Annotated in this window: 14 protein-coding genes, 1 tRNA gene and 1 CRISPR repeat array; of the genes, 1 reads left to right on the top strand and 14 read right to left on the bottom strand. The window is 41.8% G+C overall.

Features of this window, described 5'->3' with window-relative positions:
- Positions 1–350: 350 nt before the first annotated feature.
- The 13 genes from umuD to B2575_RS07860 all read right to left on the bottom strand — a co-directional run bounded on the left by umuD (position 351) and on the right by B2575_RS07860 (position 18706).
- A complete protein-coding gene (gene umuD, locus B2575_RS07920; protein WP_102093435.1) occupies positions 351–776 on the bottom strand; it encodes a translesion error-prone DNA polymerase V autoproteolytic subunit in 426 nt (141 codons plus the stop codon).
- Entirely contained in the window at positions 777–2075 is a 1299-nt protein-coding gene (gene umuC / locus B2575_RS07915; protein ID WP_201566831.1) for a translesion error-prone DNA polymerase V subunit UmuC, read from the bottom strand.
- A gap of 250 nt (positions 2076–2325) precedes the next feature.
- Entirely contained in the window at positions 2326–3027 is a 702-nt protein-coding gene (locus B2575_RS07910) for a hypothetical protein (protein ID WP_201566824.1), read from the bottom strand.
- A gap of 285 nt (positions 3028–3312) precedes the next feature.
- A CRISPR array of direct repeats spans positions 3313–7482; the repeat unit is 28 nt; unit sequence TTTCTAAGTCACCTGAGCGGTGATGAAG.
- A gap of 183 nt (positions 7483–7665) precedes the next feature.
- Complete coding sequence (gene cas6f, locus B2575_RS07905) at positions 7666–8286, bottom strand: type I-F CRISPR-associated endoribonuclease Cas6/Csy4 (protein WP_227523197.1); 621 nt, start codon at positions 8284–8286, stop codon at positions 7666–7668.
- 3 nt (positions 8287–8289) lie between these two features.
- On the bottom strand, positions 8290–9315 hold the full coding sequence (gene csy3, locus B2575_RS07900) for a type I-F CRISPR-associated protein Csy3 (RefSeq protein ID WP_101211228.1): 1026 nt from the start codon (positions 9313–9315) through the stop codon (positions 8290–8292).
- Positions 9316–9390: 75 nt separating this feature from the next.
- A complete protein-coding gene (csy2, locus tag B2575_RS07895) occupies positions 9391–10362 on the bottom strand; it encodes a type I-F CRISPR-associated protein Csy2 (protein WP_101211227.1) in 972 nt (323 codons plus the stop codon).
- Complete coding sequence (gene csy1, locus B2575_RS07890; protein ID WP_101211226.1) at positions 10359–11735, bottom strand: type I-F CRISPR-associated protein Csy1; 1377 nt, start codon at positions 11733–11735, stop codon at positions 10359–10361. The genes csy2 and csy1 overlap by 4 nt, the downstream gene beginning before the upstream one ends.
- A 273-nt stretch (positions 11736–12008) precedes the next feature.
- A complete protein-coding gene (gene cas3f, locus B2575_RS07885) occupies positions 12009–15497 on the bottom strand; it encodes a type I-F CRISPR-associated helicase Cas3f (protein WP_101211225.1) in 3489 nt (1162 codons plus the stop codon).
- The gene (gene cas1f, locus B2575_RS07880; RefSeq protein ID WP_101211224.1) at positions 15498–16493 is read right to left on the bottom strand and encodes a type I-F CRISPR-associated endonuclease Cas1f; all 996 of its coding nucleotides are present in this window, start codon (positions 16491–16493) and stop codon (positions 15498–15500) included. It lies immediately after the preceding gene.
- A 174-nt stretch (positions 16494–16667) separates the two neighbouring features.
- Entirely contained in the window at positions 16668–16985 is a 318-nt protein-coding gene (locus B2575_RS07875; RefSeq protein ID WP_101211223.1) for a hypothetical protein, read from the bottom strand.
- Positions 16986–16995: 10 nt separating this feature from the next.
- Complete coding sequence (locus tag B2575_RS07870) at positions 16996–17286, bottom strand: hypothetical protein (protein ID WP_101211222.1); 291 nt, start codon at positions 17284–17286, stop codon at positions 16996–16998.
- Complete coding sequence (locus B2575_RS07865) at positions 17283–18479, bottom strand: site-specific integrase (protein ID WP_201566822.1); 1197 nt, start codon at positions 18477–18479, stop codon at positions 17283–17285. The genes B2575_RS07870 and B2575_RS07865 overlap by 4 nt, the downstream gene beginning before the upstream one ends.
- A gap of 11 nt (positions 18480–18490) precedes the next feature.
- On the bottom strand, positions 18491–18706 hold the full coding sequence (locus B2575_RS07860) for a hypothetical protein (RefSeq protein WP_045447035.1): 216 nt from the start codon (positions 18704–18706) through the stop codon (positions 18491–18493).
- A gap of 117 nt (positions 18707–18823) precedes the next feature.
- Here B2575_RS07860 and B2575_RS07855 point away from each other — a divergent pair, with 117 nt between their 5' ends.
- The gene (locus B2575_RS07855) at positions 18824–19051 is read left to right on the top strand and encodes a helix-turn-helix domain-containing protein (RefSeq protein WP_102093774.1); all 228 of its coding nucleotides are present in this window, start codon (positions 18824–18826) and stop codon (positions 19049–19051) included.
- Positions 19052–19280: 229 nt separating this feature from the next.
- Here B2575_RS07855 and B2575_RS07850 read toward each other — a convergent pair.
- A tRNA-Val gene (locus tag B2575_RS07850) sits at positions 19281–19357 on the bottom strand.
- Positions 19358–19501: the final 144 nt, after the last annotated feature.

Below are 19501 nucleotides of genomic sequence, written 5' to 3'. Positions count from 1 at the left end.
TTGTGCTGACCTCCACTAATACTTTACGAGGACTAGCAAACAATTGAAAGTCAAGTTTTGGGGTTTTGAGACAGAATATCAAATTAGGCGACGGCTAATGACGCCTTGCTATGATTTATACTTTTAGAGACAATCTATGGTGATCCTATCTGAAGTATTTTAAGAGTTTAGCTTGAGTGGGTAGGTGTGTGGGCAGATGAGATAACTAGAAAAGTAGCTTAGGATGATAGCTTGGGGTGGGAATGTAGAGAAAGCAGCGTACTACTTGGATGTTAGGATCAAGAGCTTAGATGGCGTGGATGCAGATTAATATATGATTTTAGGACATTAAAAGAGTGGTCTTATATATCTCAGCGCTTAAACCGCCTAATACTACTCGCCACCACCCCAAATAATTCAAGCGATCCCTTAACCACGATATCGGCATAATTCTCATTATGCGCACGTAAGATAATACTCTCACCCAGTATCAATTGCTTGGCAGTAAAGCCATCATCGACCAGTGCAATCACAATGTCCTTATGACAGGCTGTCAATGAGCGATCCACGATAAGAATATCATTGGGGTAGATACCGATATCCACCATACTGTCTCCTTCCACCTCGACCAGATACATCGATGCCGGATGGCGTATGAGTAACGTGTTTAAATCAATACGGTTTTGCACATAGTCAGTGGCTGGGCTTGGAAAGCCCGCTTTGACCTTATCGCTGTATAATGACAGCAATACCGTTTCACCTTCATTGGTGAGCTTACCGATTATTTTGACGGTCATCTAATGCACCTTAGGCAACTGATTGATATTGGTGGTGTAGCAAGGAGAAAGCATGTCACGGCTCATCTGCCATGACTGCTTGTCCTTGATACCTTCACTGGCGATAAACACTGCCGCTTGCTGATGACTGTTCTGTCCGTACTTTTTATTCAGTGCATCCATGATGGCAGTGACCTCTGTATTTTTCTTTTTATCCTCGACAGCTGCTTTGCTTTCTGCAAACAAGTCAAGCTGCACCTCATCATGCTGACAGATACCGAGCAGCATCACACCTGCCTTAGCATAGCGTACCTCTTCTTTATAGATCATCTTTAGAACTTGTCTGGCAGCGGTGACCATCACTCTGGTGTCTGCCGTTGGCGTGATAAACTGATAGTTACCAGAGATAGAAACATAAGGTTCATTTTTACTAAAGGGGCTGTTCTTAGCAAAGACCGTGATATAAGCACAGACGCTGTCTTGTTGTCGTAGTTTACTGGCGGCTTTTGCTACATGGCTACAGATCGACTCGCTTAGAGCTTGTTGGTCAGTGATGCGCTCAGAGAATGACCGTGAGGAGATGATTTGTTTCTTCGGGGCTATGCTTTCAATGCCTAGACAGGACTGACCGTTGAGCTCTAAGCAGGTGCGCTCGAGTACCACGCCAAAGTGCTGTCTGATTTTAGCAGGCTCACAGATGGCCAATTGGTAGACGGTATGAATGCCCATCTCATTGAGTCTAACCTTGTACCGACGACCCACACCCCACAGCTCGCCGACATCGGTTATCTGCATGATGCGGCGTATCCATCTGATATTCTCTAACACACAGACGCCTTTGGTGGCGGGATACGTCTTAGCCGCATGATTGGCAAGCTTTGCCATAGTCTTGGTGCTACCAATACCGACACCGACTGGAATACCAGTATGCATCTCAACAATGGCTTTAAGCTTATGCCCGTAAGCATTGAGGTCTTGCATGGCAACGGGATAATCGGCTAAGTATAAAAAGGCTTCATCAATAGAATACACTTCAACGGTTGGACATAGTGTCTCTAAGGTCATCATGACACGCTGAGACATGTCCGCATAAAGAGCGTAGTTGGAGCTAAAGACAGTGATGTTATTTTTGATGCAGAAGTCTTTGACTTGAAAGTACGGCACGCCCATCTTAATACCAAGCAGCTTTGCTTCAGGTGAGCGTGCTATGACGCAGCCATCATTATTAGACAGCACGACGACAGGCTTGTCCTTTAGATCAGGGCGAAAGAGCTTTTCACAGTTGGCATAAAAGCTGTTGCAGTCGATGAGCGCATACATGGCAGACTCGTCATAAAGGAAAAGGTATATCCAAGCACGAGTAACTAGATGCTCAGATGAGATGACTTTGATTGTAGAGACAGCCGCTTGAACAATTCAAGGGCAAATGTGAGTTATGCGACGGTGGTTGTCGTGAGGTTTTAGATGAGCAGTTTAAACCATAAAAAATAGCGCCCATGTTAGGCGCTACTTTATCTATCGTTGTTATGTGATTAAGGTTATGCAATAAGTCATATGATAAAGCGAATCACTACTGACTGGTTAAGGTCACTGTTCTAGCGCTGCCATTACTACTAGGCTGATTAAGTGTCACTTTGCTCGCTAACAGCTCGCCTTTGGCATTAATCTTGTAGCATTCTGATGACGTACCTGCAGGGTCAGAGCTGAGCAATAGATTGCCTGATGTTTCTATGCAGAACCATGCGGTGTTATTAGTATCTCGCGCAAGAGACCAATCTTGGTTATAAGTACCTATCTTGTTACGCATACTACTATTAGTATAGATATTCTCAGTAATCAACTTACTTGAGTCACCGACTGTAGCTATCTTAGGAATGACAGTTGTCTGGTTTGATAGTGAGTATTTACCCGTGCTATCTGTAAAGCCATGAAACACGAGTGGGTTCAGGGTAAAGTAATTGATAGCGACTGACTGATCAGTGATTCGATCATTCACTTTATTGATAGTGTTTACTTCGGCACCTTGTACAGCTTTATTATTGAATCGCATACTGCCTTTAGGTGTGACTTGAATTTCTGCTGATACACTTTGATTCCCAACCGTGGCAATTAACTTATCACTGCGTTGCTTGGTGTAGATGTTTAGTATGGCAGCTTCAACAGGATATTGAGTGACGACTCTATTGGCATTATTATTTTGGTCTGTATTACCTGTCATAGCACAAGCGCTTAATCCCAGTCCTGCTACAATGCATAATCCTAGTGTTTTCATGGTTTAATCCCTTAGTTTGTCTAAATAATGGTTATAAATATCTACTATAATCGAATTTCTAGGCAATGACATCTGTCAACTACTTTAAACCCCGCTATTTTTAAGCATCCTATAGGTGATGAAACCCGTAAATGGCAGTCTCTCACTCAGCACCTATAGCTTTCTAAGTCACCTGAGCGGTGAGATCCATTTTTCCGAATTGCGTTTGGAATTATAACTTCTGAAAATTCTATTTAAAGGATTTTCCTTGCACAACTAAAATTGCAGTACAATTTTTTAACGCTGCTCATAAGTCACCTGAGCGGTGATGAAGAATTTTATTGGTTGCACTTTCTACTCGAACAATTTCTAAGTCACCTGAGCGGTGATGAAGATCCTATAATTTTTAGAATCTTAATCTTAAAATTTCTAAGTCACCTGAGCGGTGATGAAGTTAACCGATAAGAAAGGTATTGAGATTTACGATTTCTAAGTCACCTGAGCGGTGATGAAGTTAAGTAAAGCCGCCACCGTTGTCCAGACTAATTTCTAAGTCACCTGAGCGGTGATGAAGCTGCCCTTGCTTGGAAAGGCGTAAATCTCTTTTTTCTAAGTCACCTGAGCGGTGATGAAGAATAAAGCGCGTTCAGCCGTGTCGTCTTATATTTTCTAAGTCACCTGAGCGGTGATGAAGATGTTTTTGAAGCAGCAAGGCGTGGTGATTTATTTCTAAGTCACCTGAGCGGTGATGAAGGGTTGAGTGGTGCTTTTTTGTGGGCGTTATTTTTTCTAAGTCACCTGAGCGGTGATGAAGATGGGTTTTTGTGGGTAGCGTTTTTAATATTATTTCTAAGTCACCTGAGCGGTGATGAAGAACAGCATTTCCTGAGACTATGTACTCTCTTATTTCTAAGTCACCTGAGCGGTGATGAAGGTCGCTCTTTACCCTGCCATCAATGGAATCATTTTCTAAGTCACCTGAGCGGTGATGAAGAACCAAATATTACCACTGCTGTTATTGTGTTTTTTCTAAGTCACCTGAGCGGTGATGAAGTAGTCAATCAACGCAGCGCTGATATTTTTTTATTTTTAAGTCACCTGAGCGGTGATGAAGCAGTCGTTAACTTCTCGGTTGCATCATCATCATTTCTAAGTCACCTGAGCGGTGATGAAGCTGACGGGTAGTGACTTGTGTCGAAAAATGTTTTTCTAAGTCACCTGAGCGGTGATGAAGAAGTTTTTGAATGATAACGGTATCAAGATTTGTTTCTAAGTCACCTGAGCGGTGATGAAGAACCCCTAACAGCAGCCGATGTAGGTTTATAATTTCTAAGTCACCTGAGCGGTGATGAAGAGGGCAGCATAACTCCTATCGTATCAGTTGACTTTCTAAGTCACCTGAGCGGTGATGAAGAACAAAACATGGTTAATCGCTTCATATCCTGAATTTCTAAGTCACCTGAGCGGTGATGAAGAGCTTGCCCTTGTGTCGGTTGTTGAAGTCGAATTTCTAAGTCACCTGAGCGGTGATGAAGCGTATTTCAAAAACGTCGCGGTGACGCTGGCATTTCTAAGTCACCTGAGCGGTGATGAAGGGTTTTGGTAGCCATCTATTGCCACTCCTAAATTTCTAAGTCACCTGAGCGGTGATGAAGTGCCCATCGCCTTAACATCGCTCTTTACTGGTTTTCTAAGTCACCTGAGCGGTGATGAAGAAATGAAACTTACCGTTATAAGTTTGGACAATTTTCTAAGTCACCTGAGCGGTGATGAAGTCTCTATATTGTTAGCCTATTGGCTGTGTTTTTTTCTAAGTCACCTGAGCGGTGATGAAGGTAGATAAAGAGAAAGAGAAGCTTGTTACTATTTTCTAAGTCACCTGAGCGGTGATGAAGAAAAAATAGACACCACCAGGCGCGTTCGTTCATTTCTAAGTCACCTGAGCGGTGATGAAGCTTTGTCGAGGTACTTACCGCTAATCGTGATATTTCTAAGTCACCTGAGCGGTGATGAAGATATATCAATAACAGAGCTGATGCACTCATACTTTCTAAGTCACCTGAGCGGTGATGAAGAGTATAGTTCATAGCATCCCTGCTAAATCGTATTTCTAAGTCACCTGAGCGGTGATGAAGAAACTAGGTCATGTGACGGTACATACAGCGGATTTCTAAGTCACCTGAGCGGTGATGAAGGTTGAGAACATCAACGGCATGACCCCGCAAATTTTCTAAGTCACCTGAGCGGTGATGAAGATCCACTGTTTGCCGTGTCCGTCGCTCATATTTTTCTAAGTCACCTGAGCGGTGATGAAGTTGGGCGCTCACCGTCTGGGCTAAGCGCTACTTTTCTAAGTCACCTGAGCGGTGATGAAGCGACATTCTATACGCGTCTAAGCCCTAAGAGTGTTTCTAAGTCACCTGAGCGGTGATGAAGTTGGGAGCGTGAAAAGGTAAACTCTGTTTGTATTTCTAAGTCACCTGAGCGGTGATGAAGATAACAGGGTTTTTGAGTGGAGTAATCCCGTTTTTCTAAGTCACCTGAGCGGTGATGAAGCGTCTTTTCTTTATGGCCATGTTTGTGCAAAATTTCTAAGTCACCTGAGCGGTGATGAAGGTTATGCTGATAGTGGTTTGTTCAATGAACAATTTCTAAGTCACCTGAGCGGTGATGAAGATATATCAATAACAGAGCTGATGCACTCATACTTTCTAAGTCACCTGAGCGGTGATGAAGTAGCAGCACTAAAGGGAGATAAGGGCGATAAATTTCTAAGTCACCTGAGCGGTGATGAAGCAAAGCCGCTATCTTTATCACTCTCACTAGGATTTCTAAGTCACCTGAGCGGTGATGAAGACCGATTTACAAAACAGAGGGTACGAAGTCTTTTTCTAAGTCACCTGAGCGGTGATGAAGCCAGTATATATTTACAAGTAGGTGCAACTAGCTTTCTAAGTCACCTGAGCGGTGATGAAGTTGTTCGGTGCGGCGTAGTTTCATTTATTCACTTTCTAAGTCACCTGAGCGGTGATGAAGAAAGCGGCGAATGAGAGTTTAAAACGGATTAATTTCTAAGTCACCTGAGCGGTGATGAAGAGCAGGTGTCGATCTCATAAAGTTTTATGAGGTTTCTAAGTCACCTGAGCGGTGATGAAGAGATCATGGACTTACAAACATTAAGAGTTAAATTTCTAAGTCACCTGAGCGGTGATGAAGAATATCCGCCATAGGCGAATCATCTAACTCAATTTCTAAGTCACCTGAGCGGTGATGAAGCACTGATATGCGCTGGCCTTGATCTACTCTTATTTCTAAGTCACCTGAGCGGTGATGAAGACCGTTAGATTTTAGCTTGTCCAATACCTCTTTTTCTAAGTCACCTGAGCGGTGATGAAGTTGTCTTCTAGGTATTTTAGCTTTTTGATGATTTTCTAAGTCACCTGAGCGGTGATGAAGTGTGGTGTGCCAGTGCTAAGACGAGATAGTGATTTCTAAGTCACCTGAGCGGTGATGAAGTACAAGCATATCACGGCTCGAAGGTTATCTGCTTTCTAAGTCACCTGAGCGGTGATGAAGAACAGACAGACTGATTAACTTTTTTATCTTGTTTTCTAAGTCACCTGAGCGGTGATGAAGAAGGCATTAAACCGAACCATGATAGAGCTATTTTTCTAAGTCACCTGAGCGGTGATGAAGGCGTAGAAGCTGGCTCAAAGATGGAAGCTCGCTTTCTAAGTCACCTGAGCGGTGATGAAGACTAATAAAGTATTCGCGTAAGGCGTAAACTATTTCTAAGTCACCTGAGCGGTGATGAAGGGGATAGTTTCATTTATTCACGGCTGCTGGATTTTCTAAGTCACCTGAGCGGTGATGAAGACGCCACTTATTCGCTACGCACTTATTGCTGTTTTCTAAGTCACCTGAGCGGTGATGAAGGATAGAGCTAATGCTGCAACGCTATGGGCTGATTTCTAAGTCACCTGAGCGGTGATGAAGATATATCAATAACAGAGCTGATGCACTCATACTTTCTAAGTCACCTGAGCGGTGATGAAGATTCTGAAGGTCTTTACTTGAAAGGGCTGATATTTCTAAGTCACCTGAGCGGTGATGAAGACACCTCTTCTTCAGTCGTTTGGTTTTCAGCTTTTCTAAGTCACCTGAGCGGTGATGAAGCTTGACGAGCATTAATCGTTTTTTTCTTTTTTTTTCTAAGTCACCTGAGCGGTGATGAAGATGGCTTTTCTAATCTAGCGCAAATTGCAAGATTTCTAAGTCACCTGAGCGGTGATGAAGATCAATCGCCATTTCAGGACGTTTCATATACGTTTCTAAGTCACCTGAGCGGTGATGAAGAAAATATCATTTTATTTTGTTACTTGTTTGTTTTTCTAAGTCACCTGAGCGGTGATGAAGGCTGATTTAAAGTTGAAGTTTATATTGTACATTTTCTAAGTCACCTGAGCGGTGATGAAGAGGAATTATACCTCAAAAAATTCAGCTACAGCAAGGCTTGGAAGGCAAAATACCCTAATTTACCCTCCAATTTTCATATTGTCATAACTGTTTGTTTTTATTGCAAGTTTTTAAATAGATTAAAAAAAAGGGTTTTTATACCCAATTAAAGGGTAATTCGTCATTACCCTTTAACTTTATCTACTACCACTGCGGCACAGTAACGTTATCGCGCATGCCATTCATACCGTATACATTAAAACCACCAGTTACGTCCTGTTTACTAGGTTGTTGTAAAATTTGCAATGGATAATGGGTTTTATTGCTTTCACTAAACATTCTGATAAAAGGCAGTTTTAATTCAGCTTTGCGTTTAACAACTATCGCCATTGCCTCGTCATTGCTAATCTCCATTTTTTTGGCTAGAGATTCTACTTGTACCTCTATCGGTTTAAAACGATAGCGGTGTACACTCACGTAGCCCGTTATTTTATCTATAGGCACGTCTTTGATGCCTTTGATATGCACGTAGTCAGTAAGCCGCGATAGCCAGTTATCAAGATTTAGCGTTTCTAAATCTTTTTGGTTAGGGGCAAAGACGCGAAGCTTTACTCCCAGCTTAGATGACTTCTCATTTTTATCATCATAATGATAATCAGGGAAGCTGACACCGATGGATTCGATGTCATGCTTATTCTTCATTTCAGCTAACGCGATGTGAAATTGAGTAAATAGCTTACTCCAGATAAAGTAAGGTGCAATATCAGGGTCGGGGATAATAGTTATTTCTTGGAAATGGGTCAAGCTTGAAGTTGAGTCAGTCATCACTTACTCCTTGCCACTAGCACCAAACACGCCGCCACGGATAAGTACTCCCATCACATAATGTTGTTGCTCAACATCTGGTGCATCGTCTTTTAATACCCAATTATCAAATAGGCTATAAAAGTCCATTTTAGCTTTAGGCTGACGGAACGCTGTGCCTAATGTGGTCACTGCGCCATATGGCTCAACCGCGATAGGGAACTCGGCATCAGGATACCAATCATCGATAGTACGAATAGCGTTGCTGACCTTTTGTGAGTGCATACCTGCATTATCCTCAGAGCCTTTGCGGTCACTGACACGGTAAAGCACTTTACTTTTTTTACTACCTGTATCAAGGATGAGCTCTTGTGACGGATAGACCTCTTGACCATAACCGATGACGGCATGAGCTTCTACGTATAAAATAATAAATTCATCATCGTTTAACCCCGCTTTGATCCAGTCTGCGACTTGCTTGATATGAGCGTCATCACTGTTAAAATCTTTAAGACCATAAGCTTTTGCATCGTCGATAATAATAGTTTTTCCATTACATTTAATGGTAACTTTGATGCTTTCAGTACCCACACGGTTGCGCCATAACCAACGCGCATTTAGCACGTTAATCGCATAGCGCCGTGCCAATTCATCTACGCCTTGAGCGTCGATATAATCAGTAACCACTTGCTCTAAAGCTTGTTGATAGTCTTGATCGTTACAGACGTTAGGCTTACCAGTGAATGGCAATACTTTCATGCTAAAGCGCACGATTAGCGTATCGTTGTTTTCATCTAATGACGCAGAATCTACCTTTTGTAAATTAGCTTTTTCGGTCTCGGCATCTAGTTTGGCAGGGTCATTAGTAATAGCATTTTTTAGACGATTGCTTATCGTTCCGCGAACTGATTTTTCTTTAATAACAACAGGCGATGGCGATGCTGTGTTATCAGCTGCTTGGCTATTAGTCTGCCATAGGTAAGCATCTGATACGTCAAGGTTACGCTCAAAAGCGAGGACGGATGCAGTTTTTAGGGCTGATTTTGACATGAGTTTCTCCATAAGAATAAAAGTTAAATTGAATGTATCGTAAAAGTTAAAGGATGTAGAAAATTAAAAATGTGATTAAAAGTCTTGCTGCTGGGTGACCAAGTACAGAGAATCATCGGCGTCATAGTGGTAACGCCAAAATGCATTGGCAATATCATGCTCACCGCCGATGCGATTTAAACGCTGTGGATAGACCCATTTGCCAAGACTATATATAGCTTCGACATATTGGCTAGGGTATTCGGGATTACGTACGTTTTGCATCACACCTGCATCATAACGATCAGAAATTCCTTGATACCCTACAGGCATAGGTACAAGCCAACCATGACCACTCTTACGTGAAGTAGTCAGCCATTTGGTATCACCATTTTTTTGAGTTTCTGGTATTTGATGCAGCGCGCAAACCTCTATTAAGGCATCTAAAGGCGTCGCATCTGGATCGTCTTTTTGTACATCGTTGATGATCTGAGCAAATTCATCTTGAGCGTCCATCAGTACAAAAGCAGGTAATAGCTGCGGTATTACCGCACTAATATCGCTACTATCAAAATACTGTACGGGCTCAAATCGAGCCAATCCACGCACACTACCACTAGCCATACGTTGTTGTTGAATCCACTGACTAGTCTTTTGGATAGCAGACTCTTGCTGCTCAGTCGTCAGTTTAGTGTCTGCCAATACTTCAACCACAAAACTCATAACTAAATGGCATTTGCCTTCTTCGATGATAGAAGCTGTTTTACCGTCTTTTTTAATAGGGTTACGCGTTTGATTAAAGGTGTAATTATTATAAGAGTTTGGGCGATACATCTGCGGCTGACAGTCATGACAGGCCAGTAATACGCCACCTAACGATACGTTAGATAGTTGCTCATCATCCGCCATTTTGCGCGACATCGCATGAAAGCTACCCAAGAATCCAGTGATAGCTGGAAAGCCATAAGTAAGCGGGCTTGAGATGGTATTTGCGCCACTAATAACGACCTTTTTGAACAGCAAGTAGCCAATCACTCCGATATCGTTGTCATCATCTATACGGCTCATAAAAACACTCCTTTGCCTGCTCGCTCATAGCGTTTTTGCATATCTTCAATCTCACGCTCCCAGTTCAAATGCTCGGCATCGCCAAAGTCGCTAGCAATGGCTTTAAATTCAGTTTGCATCAAAGTATTGAGCCAACGAGCGAAACTGTGAATAATTTGAGCATGCCACGCGTCAGTTAGTTCACGCTCAGCTTTGAATTCCTCCTCGCCCTCAAGATCAGCACGTTTTGGATCAAGCCAAAGCTTCTCGTGTCGCTCAAGCTCATAATCTTTTGACCAGCCCGCAGGCATAGTCATACGTATATCTTCTGCTGCTGCAAATATTTGATATAAAACTTCATCAATAGCGCTTTTACGCGCATCTCGGACATCGATGATATTGCGAGTGTCTTTAATAGATTTAAAAATACTTTGAATGGCTTCGCGCGCGTTATATTCCATAGCTGTGCCAAAAATACTATTGGCAAATTTGGATAATTTAAACGAGCGTTCTTGTTTGATAATGGGTGGAAGTGAAGGGAGGAGATAATTACGACCACCTTGTTTACTCATTAACAAGCTAACGTTTTGCGGCTTAGTACCGCCAAGCTGAAGGGTCGCTAAATCATTCAAGGTGATATAAGGCTGTTGATCGGCGGTTTTTTTAAAACGATTATCACGGGCAGCTTTATTGTCCTCAGAAAATTTAAGATGATTGATACGCTGATAGACTTCGTGAGTGAGTACAGAGGGGTAGAGCGGAACAATATTAATATAATCAAGCTCTTCTATGTCCGCGCCTTCGTAGGCGTTGGTTACCCAAAGCGTTTGTTTATTACGTTCATGGGTGACAGGGTTTGTAATAAAGTTTTGCAATGCTTCTTTAAAAGTCTGCTGATAGGTATTAGCCAGTATTTTATCGCTGGCAAGTGAGGCAATAAAATCAACATTATCCGCTAAAATAAGGTCACGAATTTTAGTCGTCTCATCTACTTCAAAATCGAAGAAAGCGGCAAGGGGCAGGGCTGCGGCATTACCGTTAGCATCGATGTAACTGCTGTCTATTGAGTGCGTACCTACGATAGTTTGCGATAAATTGTCTACTGTATCAAAGCTAACATTATCGCCCTTAGCGTCAGGATGAACGCCCTTTGAGATATGCGTACCGAAGTTTAGTTGCTTTGCCATGCGAGTAGCCGCATCAGCAATCCAGTTTGCAATGCTATATTTTTCTTTGGCATTTACTAACGCTTCTTTTAGTTCTGTGACCTTGTCGTGGTCGCTACTTTCAATTGCTTTAGAGAGCTGTTTTTGCTCAGTATCCGTTTTTTTATCATATTGGCTAATAAGAAATGCTTTGACAGCACCGCTTGCTAGCTCTGAAGATATATCCATCAAAATTTTCTCCTTTTATAATGCACAAAAATTTTTTATTTACAATATTAAAGCACGTAATAATTAATAAGTAAACCATGTTATAACTAGTATTAAAATATTAGAGATATCAGTTATGTTTATAAAAGACGCTCTGTTATAATTTGATTGCACCGCTCAGGTGGCTTAGAAAATGTTATAACTGGTATTATCTTTCACCACCGCTCAGGTGGCTTCTAGCAAAAGCACGGTTAACGCCGTGCTTTTTTATGCAGACAATTAATGGGCTAAAACCTATCCACGAACAAAACCAAAAAATTCATGAAACATCCAGCCACTACTATTGCTAGACTTAATGCTATCAAGCGACACTGATGAATAAGTGATGGCTAACGAGCGCAAACTCTTATCGGGCTGGGATTTTTGCAAGTCTTGTAAAACGTCATTCAAGGAGACAGTCAGCCATGGCTTTATTTGTTCGTGCTCAAAATTAAAGGCTAGCGGTTGAATGGTTTTATTGTGGGTGCTAGATTTGGCTAAGCCTTTTTCAAAGACGTCCTCGCTATAATAAGTATCAAAGCCCATGCTCGGCATGTCAGTATCCTCGTCATCATTGACCATTCGTGGAATCAATAACCAATCGTCTTGCGGCGTTCCTGCTCTGAAAGGACTGATTTGCTGCAAATGCGTATGGGTACGATTGGCAGTAGCCTTGCTATCCCAATAGGCGTTGACATAATTAAGTTTATGGTTGTTTAATAAATGCTGCATGACGCGATGTTCAAGGTCGCTTAACGTTTCTATGGTTTTGTTTTGAGACCTTGAAATTCTAGGTCTTGAATCGACTTGTGCTAGCTGCTCTTGAGTCATCAATTTATTTAAATCGTAGCTTGGTGGCTTAAATAGCGTGGTCTCAAACCCTGGATGCGTGAAAATGGGTCGCTTGCTATTTGCATGTTTAAAGTAGCGGATATTATATTGCAGCAGTAAGATGTTCGGTTCATTGGCGAGCTTTTCAGGACGATGCCGCCAGACACGTCCTGCCAACTGAATGATAGAGCGCATAGAAGAGGGTTCGACGATCGCCCAGTCATAATCATGGTCGCGACCAACTTCGGCAACAGGGGTGGCTAGAACCATAAAGATATGTTTTTTAGCAGGCTGATTAGCAATGGCTTGTTCAATCTCAGGATGATTAAAGATATTGGTTTTCGAGTCGCTACGATCTAAGATTCTATCGAGTTTATTCTCTAACGCATTACGGAGTAGCAATAGCTGCTTGGCGTGATAGCACACCACATGTATTATCGTATTATCTGGTACAGCTATGTCGTCTGCTTTAAATAACTGCATGGCAATATTAGTAATGTTATTGATATTGGCGACGCGCACCAACCCGATACTCACTTGCGTATTATCACTAGATTTTTTCTGATTAGAATTAGGCAGCACCTCGTGATGCTTATCATGCAAGCTTATGGCAGCATCGACCAAAGTTTGTGCCAAAGCGCTATAAAACTGTGTCGCATTATCTTTGGTGTAAGAAGCTGAAAAGGGCAATATTTCTGCCTGACGTTTAACGGGCTGCTTGGCTAAATAGCTGGCACGCTTATCACAAAATTGTTTATGGGTATTTTGAAAGGCATCAACATCAGCGCATTGCTCGGATAGCATCGCTTTAGGTTGTTCATCAAACCAGGCACAGACTATTTTAGGAGTAGGCTTATTTTGGCTTTGGTTAAACAGTTTGCGTCCTTCCATGTAAGCTTCGAATAATCCTGTTACTAAGTCAGGCGTCAGAGTGGCAGAAGACAGCAGAACACGTGTGCCAAAGAGTCCGGCAAGATGCACCAAACGCGAAAGCGCAGGCAAGTCCGCTTGGTCAAAATCATCAGGCTCATCAAGTATCAAATCGCTACTCAGTAGACGCAGCATTGGTGCAATGTATTTACCGCCACGTTTGCACTCGCTTGCTTGGATAATATGGTCAACGGTACAAGTCACAATCGGCGCAAATATTAAATCGCGCGCTTTAGGACTGGCAATGACAGTATCGAGATTCAGCGTCTCATAGTCCTGATAATCGATATCGCTATCAACAAACTCATCTAATAAATCCTCGCTAGACTCACTACCAAAGGTCTCTGATTCATTATCAGGCTCGTCGTCTTTTTTATATTCGCTGATAATATCTGTAATATCATTAGTCTTATTGTCGTATACCAGCTCAAACAGTTTTTTATTCGCGCTGCCGCCAACTAATATGGCTAATTGGTCGCCTTGTAACTTCAAGTCTTTACGAAAGCTTAGCCCTGTCTGTAAAGTTAAAATCCGCAGTCCTAATGCAATGGTAAAACGCGCACCTTTTTTAGGGTCAGCTAAAGCATACATAATACGAGCATTACCGATGGTTTTACCTGCGCCTGTCGAGGCCATATTTACCCCGAAAAATCCATGCTCACGTGTCGCTTCTTGCAAACCATAGCTCATTTTAAATGCTTGGTTTTGCCATTTAAAACGCTCTATGCCAGTCGGCTTAGCCAATGGATCGTGATTGCGTAGGGTAGGCATTTCGCTAGCAATAATAGGTAGCGCGCGGCAGAAATGAGCGGTAAAAGCACCCACGCCCAATAAATGCTCCTCTAATGACTGTTTTACAGTGGGCGTGCTAGCGGTTCGGTCAGTGTTGGCAGCTAATTTTTTAAACTGGCTATTAACAGTTATACAACGTGAGTCATTTTCTTTTAGACTGGAATAATTATGATCACCTACCATTAAACATAAACGCGATAAATGGAGTAAAAACGGATCACTAATAGCCTTTTTGTTATCAATTGCTTGCTGACTAATTTGCATTAATGCAGGATCATTGAGTGCTTTTTTAGACCAGCGTCTGATATTTTTTTGCCATGCACGGCTATTAATCACTAAATGCTCAAATTGCCAAAAGCTTTTTAGTTGAGCTTTACTCATTTCCTCTAACGATTTTGGATTTTTGACCCAAAAGTCAAAAGGCGTTAACTTGCTATAAAACTGTTGCAAATTTTGCTTATAAGCTAGTGTTTCTTTGGGCTGCTGCATACGTTGAATGGCGGTAAAGGAATGAAATACTTTATCCGCAGGTGGCAATCGATGGTGGGTGACAATTAACCACGCGACCCACTGGGCAAGGGGCGGCATTGCTTCTATGTTGACGGTATCTTGATTGGCTTTAGACAGTAATCTTTCTATATCGTTATTTTTCAGCCAATCATCTAACTGCATCAAACGTTCAAGCCATGCCTCATCAGTAGCGCAATCAATAATCATCAGCTCAAACAGTTTTAATGATATCCACTCATGCCGATAAGAGTCGCCTTGTTTGCTACCGACAAGGAGCTTGTTTTGAAAGCCAATGGTTGATTTACCGATATCATGAAGCAGGGCAGATATAGTGGCAATAATCTGAATACTACTGGCATAGCTCCACTCATTTTCCCATTCACTGTGCAAGATGTTTCTTTTGGTACGGTTCACAGGAACAATTCCAACCTCATTAAACTTACGCTTATTGCCCACTACCCATACCAGTTCAGTCAGCTGGCGTGTCTTATTACGATGACAGCTTACCGCCGTCGACTTAGTCGCTGAGCTGCGTAATAGCTGCTTGACGGTTTTTAGACCTTCCTCAGTAATAGCCGTTTGCCAAACATTATCACCAATCCGATTAGCGAAAGCGTCCAAAATACGCCTAGTTCGACCTAGAGCCTTCTTTTCACATTGCGAGACTAAAGTGACAATCATTTATGCCTCCCAGCTTTTGGTCATAGCAATCTGCTTTACGACTTCGAACTGATAATCCAGTGCCTTATGCTTAGTAAACATATTCAGACATTCTTGACGAAACTCTTGCTCGCTCATGTTTTCGCTGGCACAGATAAAGGCGAGGGGTAGTACCAGTGCATCTTTGATAATATCGGCGATATCAAATACCAATGCACCGCGCCGAGTCTTGCCGTGCATTACCGCAAAGCCATGTGGAATACCTAATGTCCATGCTGTGGTCGCACCTAAACCATAAGCCAAATAGTTGCCGTGATTAAGGAAATCATTGGCCTTATCGATACCTTCATGTTCCCTTGTAAAGCCATCATAGCCCGTATTTTTGGCGGCCAGTTTATAGAGCTGCTTAGTCAAACGCGCTTCTAATTGCAATAAGTGCATGACCTCCATTTGCTGATTGATTTGCCGACTGTTATCTGTGAGCAGGGCTTGCACTGCGTCATTACTGCTATCAAAGCCCCAACGTTTTAGCTCACTGTCTTTATTCCATACCGTTTGTAGATAAGCCAATCGTGCGTGTTGCAAAAGTTTCGCTGCCATCAAACGCTTGTCATCATCCCACCACCAGCTCATCCACCCTTGAATGTATTCTGTTGGACGATACTCGCTTTGTGGCGTCATCCACTCGACATAGACTTCACGCTCCGCACCCATAAATAATGGCGAGCCACCACCACCACAAAAGCCAACTAAGACACCTGCTTGTGATAGCAGTCGCATCGCCGCTTGAGTGATGGAAGTTCCTGTACCGAGCAGGATTGAGGTGGTATTAGCGATAGGAATGTTATAGAACAGATTGGCTTTATCTTCTTCAGTTAGATAGAGAATCCTTCCATCTTTTTGCATTACCCTACAATGGGAAAGGTAGTAAATATTGGCACGTTTAGAGTGCAGAATAGTTTTTAGATCTGATGAGGCAAAACTATTATCTGTATAAGCGTTGCTAGATTTTGCCATAGTAGTTCCGTCCATTGAAAGCATTATAAAGTTTAATACAAATTTACTTTAACGGAACTATGTCGGTAAAACAACGTATAAAAAAGTCTTTACGACAACAGATGTCGTCAGTCAATTAGAAACAATAAAAAGCCAAACAACCTAAGCTGTTTGGCTTTGAATGTTTAAAAAAATTTATCGGTTGTTATGCTCACGCCACACAGCGTGCTCACATACTTCACAACACCAACTATGTTTTGCACGCATATAAGAAATGTCTGCTGGCACCTCTAAAGGGCAAACATAACCACAGTACTCGCAAAGTACATCATCTAGATAAGCAAAACACTGGCCTACCGTAACAAACATAATATGAGGACTGATGTCATACTTCTGACAAACCCCTTCTACATGCTCAATGAAGCCACATTCATTATCGTATGCCCAGTAATCGCTACAGATTTTCAGATCCCGTGAGTTCTGCGTTATATTAGGCTCAAGTCTTAAGCTCATAATATCCTCCTTAGTACCCATAGCCAGTGTGTGGTAGTAGCTCGTAAAGCTCACTCTTCAGCTGACCACGCATCTCATCAAGTACATAGTCAGGATTGGCATCTAAGCGCTTCTGTACCCATACCCGCATTGCCATATGATTATCGAAGCAGCTGTTAATGGTCAAGAAACGAGCCAAACCAGTACCTGATTGAATACAGAGCTCACAAATGAGAGAGTTAGCCATATGATTTGCGTCATTACTGACATAGCTACTAGGTTTAAACGTCGCATGCAGTTTATCGTAATCAATCATTTTCATTGTGACGTCTCCTTGTCAGTAGATACCTGAGCAATCTGACTCCGATTGACCAATGCTTCAAATGCACTACCATCTTGCCTAGTCATATTCGGTACGTAACGGCTATACGTATTGAATAGCATCTTGGTCGTAGCGTGCCCCATTTGACTGGCAATCCACTCAGGACTTTCGCCAGCAGCTAACCATAGCGTTGCTGCGGTATGACGAGTCTGATAAGCATTACGCTTCTTCAGACCTAAAATTTTAAGAGTAGGGTGCCAAACACGTTTGTTCACATTGTTATAATCAAGTGGCTCACCGGTATGCGCGCAAAACACATAGTCAGATCGCTTATAAGTGATGGCCTGCTGTTCCTTTAGAGCATCGTAGACCCAAGGTGACATTTGAATCGCACGATAAGACTCTTGAGTTTTAGGAGGAACAATTTTGCCTTTAACATAAGCTTGTTTGATCACAATCTCACGTCGATTAAAATCAATGTTCTCCCACGTTAACCCATCAATCTCACTAGTACGCATACCTGTGAAAAAACGTACCAGATAATAATTGCGATAGTCCGCTCTCACACCATTAATAAACGTCCAAACCTCATTCAGTGTGAATGGTTGAATATCCGTTTTAGGCTGTTTGAGCGCATTGATATCGTAATAAGGGTTGTCAAACTGATAGCGTTTAGCTGCTTCTTTTAGTATCATACCCAAAGGTACCATAATCGAATTAATGCGTGCCGCTGACAGATGTTTGTTAGCTTTTCCGTAAGTCACTTTGGCGAGGGATGAACGGAAGGCTAATACATCTGTCTTTTTTATGAGATGAATGGGCTTAGTCCCAAACTTAACAATCAAATACATATCAATAATCTCCTTTATTTTGCGCTTATAGGTATCGCGCCATTCAATTTCTTTTTCAAGAAACCATAATTTTGCAAACTGCTCAAAAGAAGGCGTATTAGTGTTGATGCATTCCTTGCGATCGTTCAACGCTACCATTTCTGCCGCTTTGTCACTTTTTGGAAAGTACTTAGCGTAGTTGAAGAGACCTAGGGTGATTTCTGCTTCCATTTTCTCAATCACTTTCTCAAGCTTCTTGCGATTCGCTGGCGTGTCCGTTAAGTTTGTCGTCTCCCGACAGCGTATACCCATATAATAAAAATCGACAACGAGCTTACCGTATCTACTTCTGATGCTAGCCATACTATTTCTCCTTATTGTAGTGCCATGGCATTGATGCTACCGGCGATGCCAGTGCGCATATCTTTTTCAATCTCTTCCCAAATGTACAAAATCTTACGACCACCGAACGGGCGTATATAATGAATGCCCTCAATAAGTACACTATCCTTGAGTTCATTGCGGATAGTACGAGGGTTGTATTTGATGAGCTCAGAAAGCTCTTGGGTAGTTAGGTAGGTATGTGACATAATATGTTCCTTATATAAAGTTTAACTATAATGGTACTTTTAGATACCATGGTTGTAATTTACCATAAATTTATAACTATGCAAGTACTTTTTATAATTATAATTGGAGTTTATAGTATGATAGTTAATCATCTCCCAACTTTGTTAGCTGAAAGAAGGCTTAAAGTAGCGGATGCCGTACGAGCAACAGGGGTAAGCAAAACGACGTTGCATAAGATATACAACGATCAATCATCTAGAATTGATTTCGATACTATAGATAAGCTTTGTGAGTATTTAGAAGTAGAGGTAGGAGATATTTTTGAATATGTAAAAGAGGATAAAGAGAAAAACACTAAAAAATAGGTTCTAGCTTAGAATTTGAAGTAGAGGTCAAAAAGAAGATTTTAATTTTAATGGTTTTTAAGGGTCGGTCACGTTTTGGTCACCATTTGGTCACCGTCGCGTTTTTGAATCATTTAAAGTTGATTAAATAATAGTGATTTTAACTGGATACCAATATAGATTTTCCGCTACAGCCCATATTTCACGGACAAAAAAAAGCCCCAATCGTGAGATTGGGGCTTTCTAAATTTGGTAGGCATAAGCAGACTCGAACTGCTGACCTCTACCATGTCAAGGTAGCGCTCTAACCAACTGAGCTATACGCCTATTTAGGTTGAGTATTCTATCAAGTTTTTGAGATTTTACAAGCTTTATTTCTAATAAATTTTTTTATTAGCATAATAATGAGTATCACTCATTATATTAAGTGACTTTCAATATTTTTTTATAGACCTCTTGCAAAAGTCATAG

The organism is Psychrobacter sp. UBA6739, from assembly GCF_002453835.1.
Classification (GTDB): Bacteria; Pseudomonadota; Gammaproteobacteria; order Pseudomonadales; family Moraxellaceae; genus Psychrobacter; species Psychrobacter immobilis_A.
This window is presented reverse-complemented; position numbering and strand designations above follow the sequence as displayed.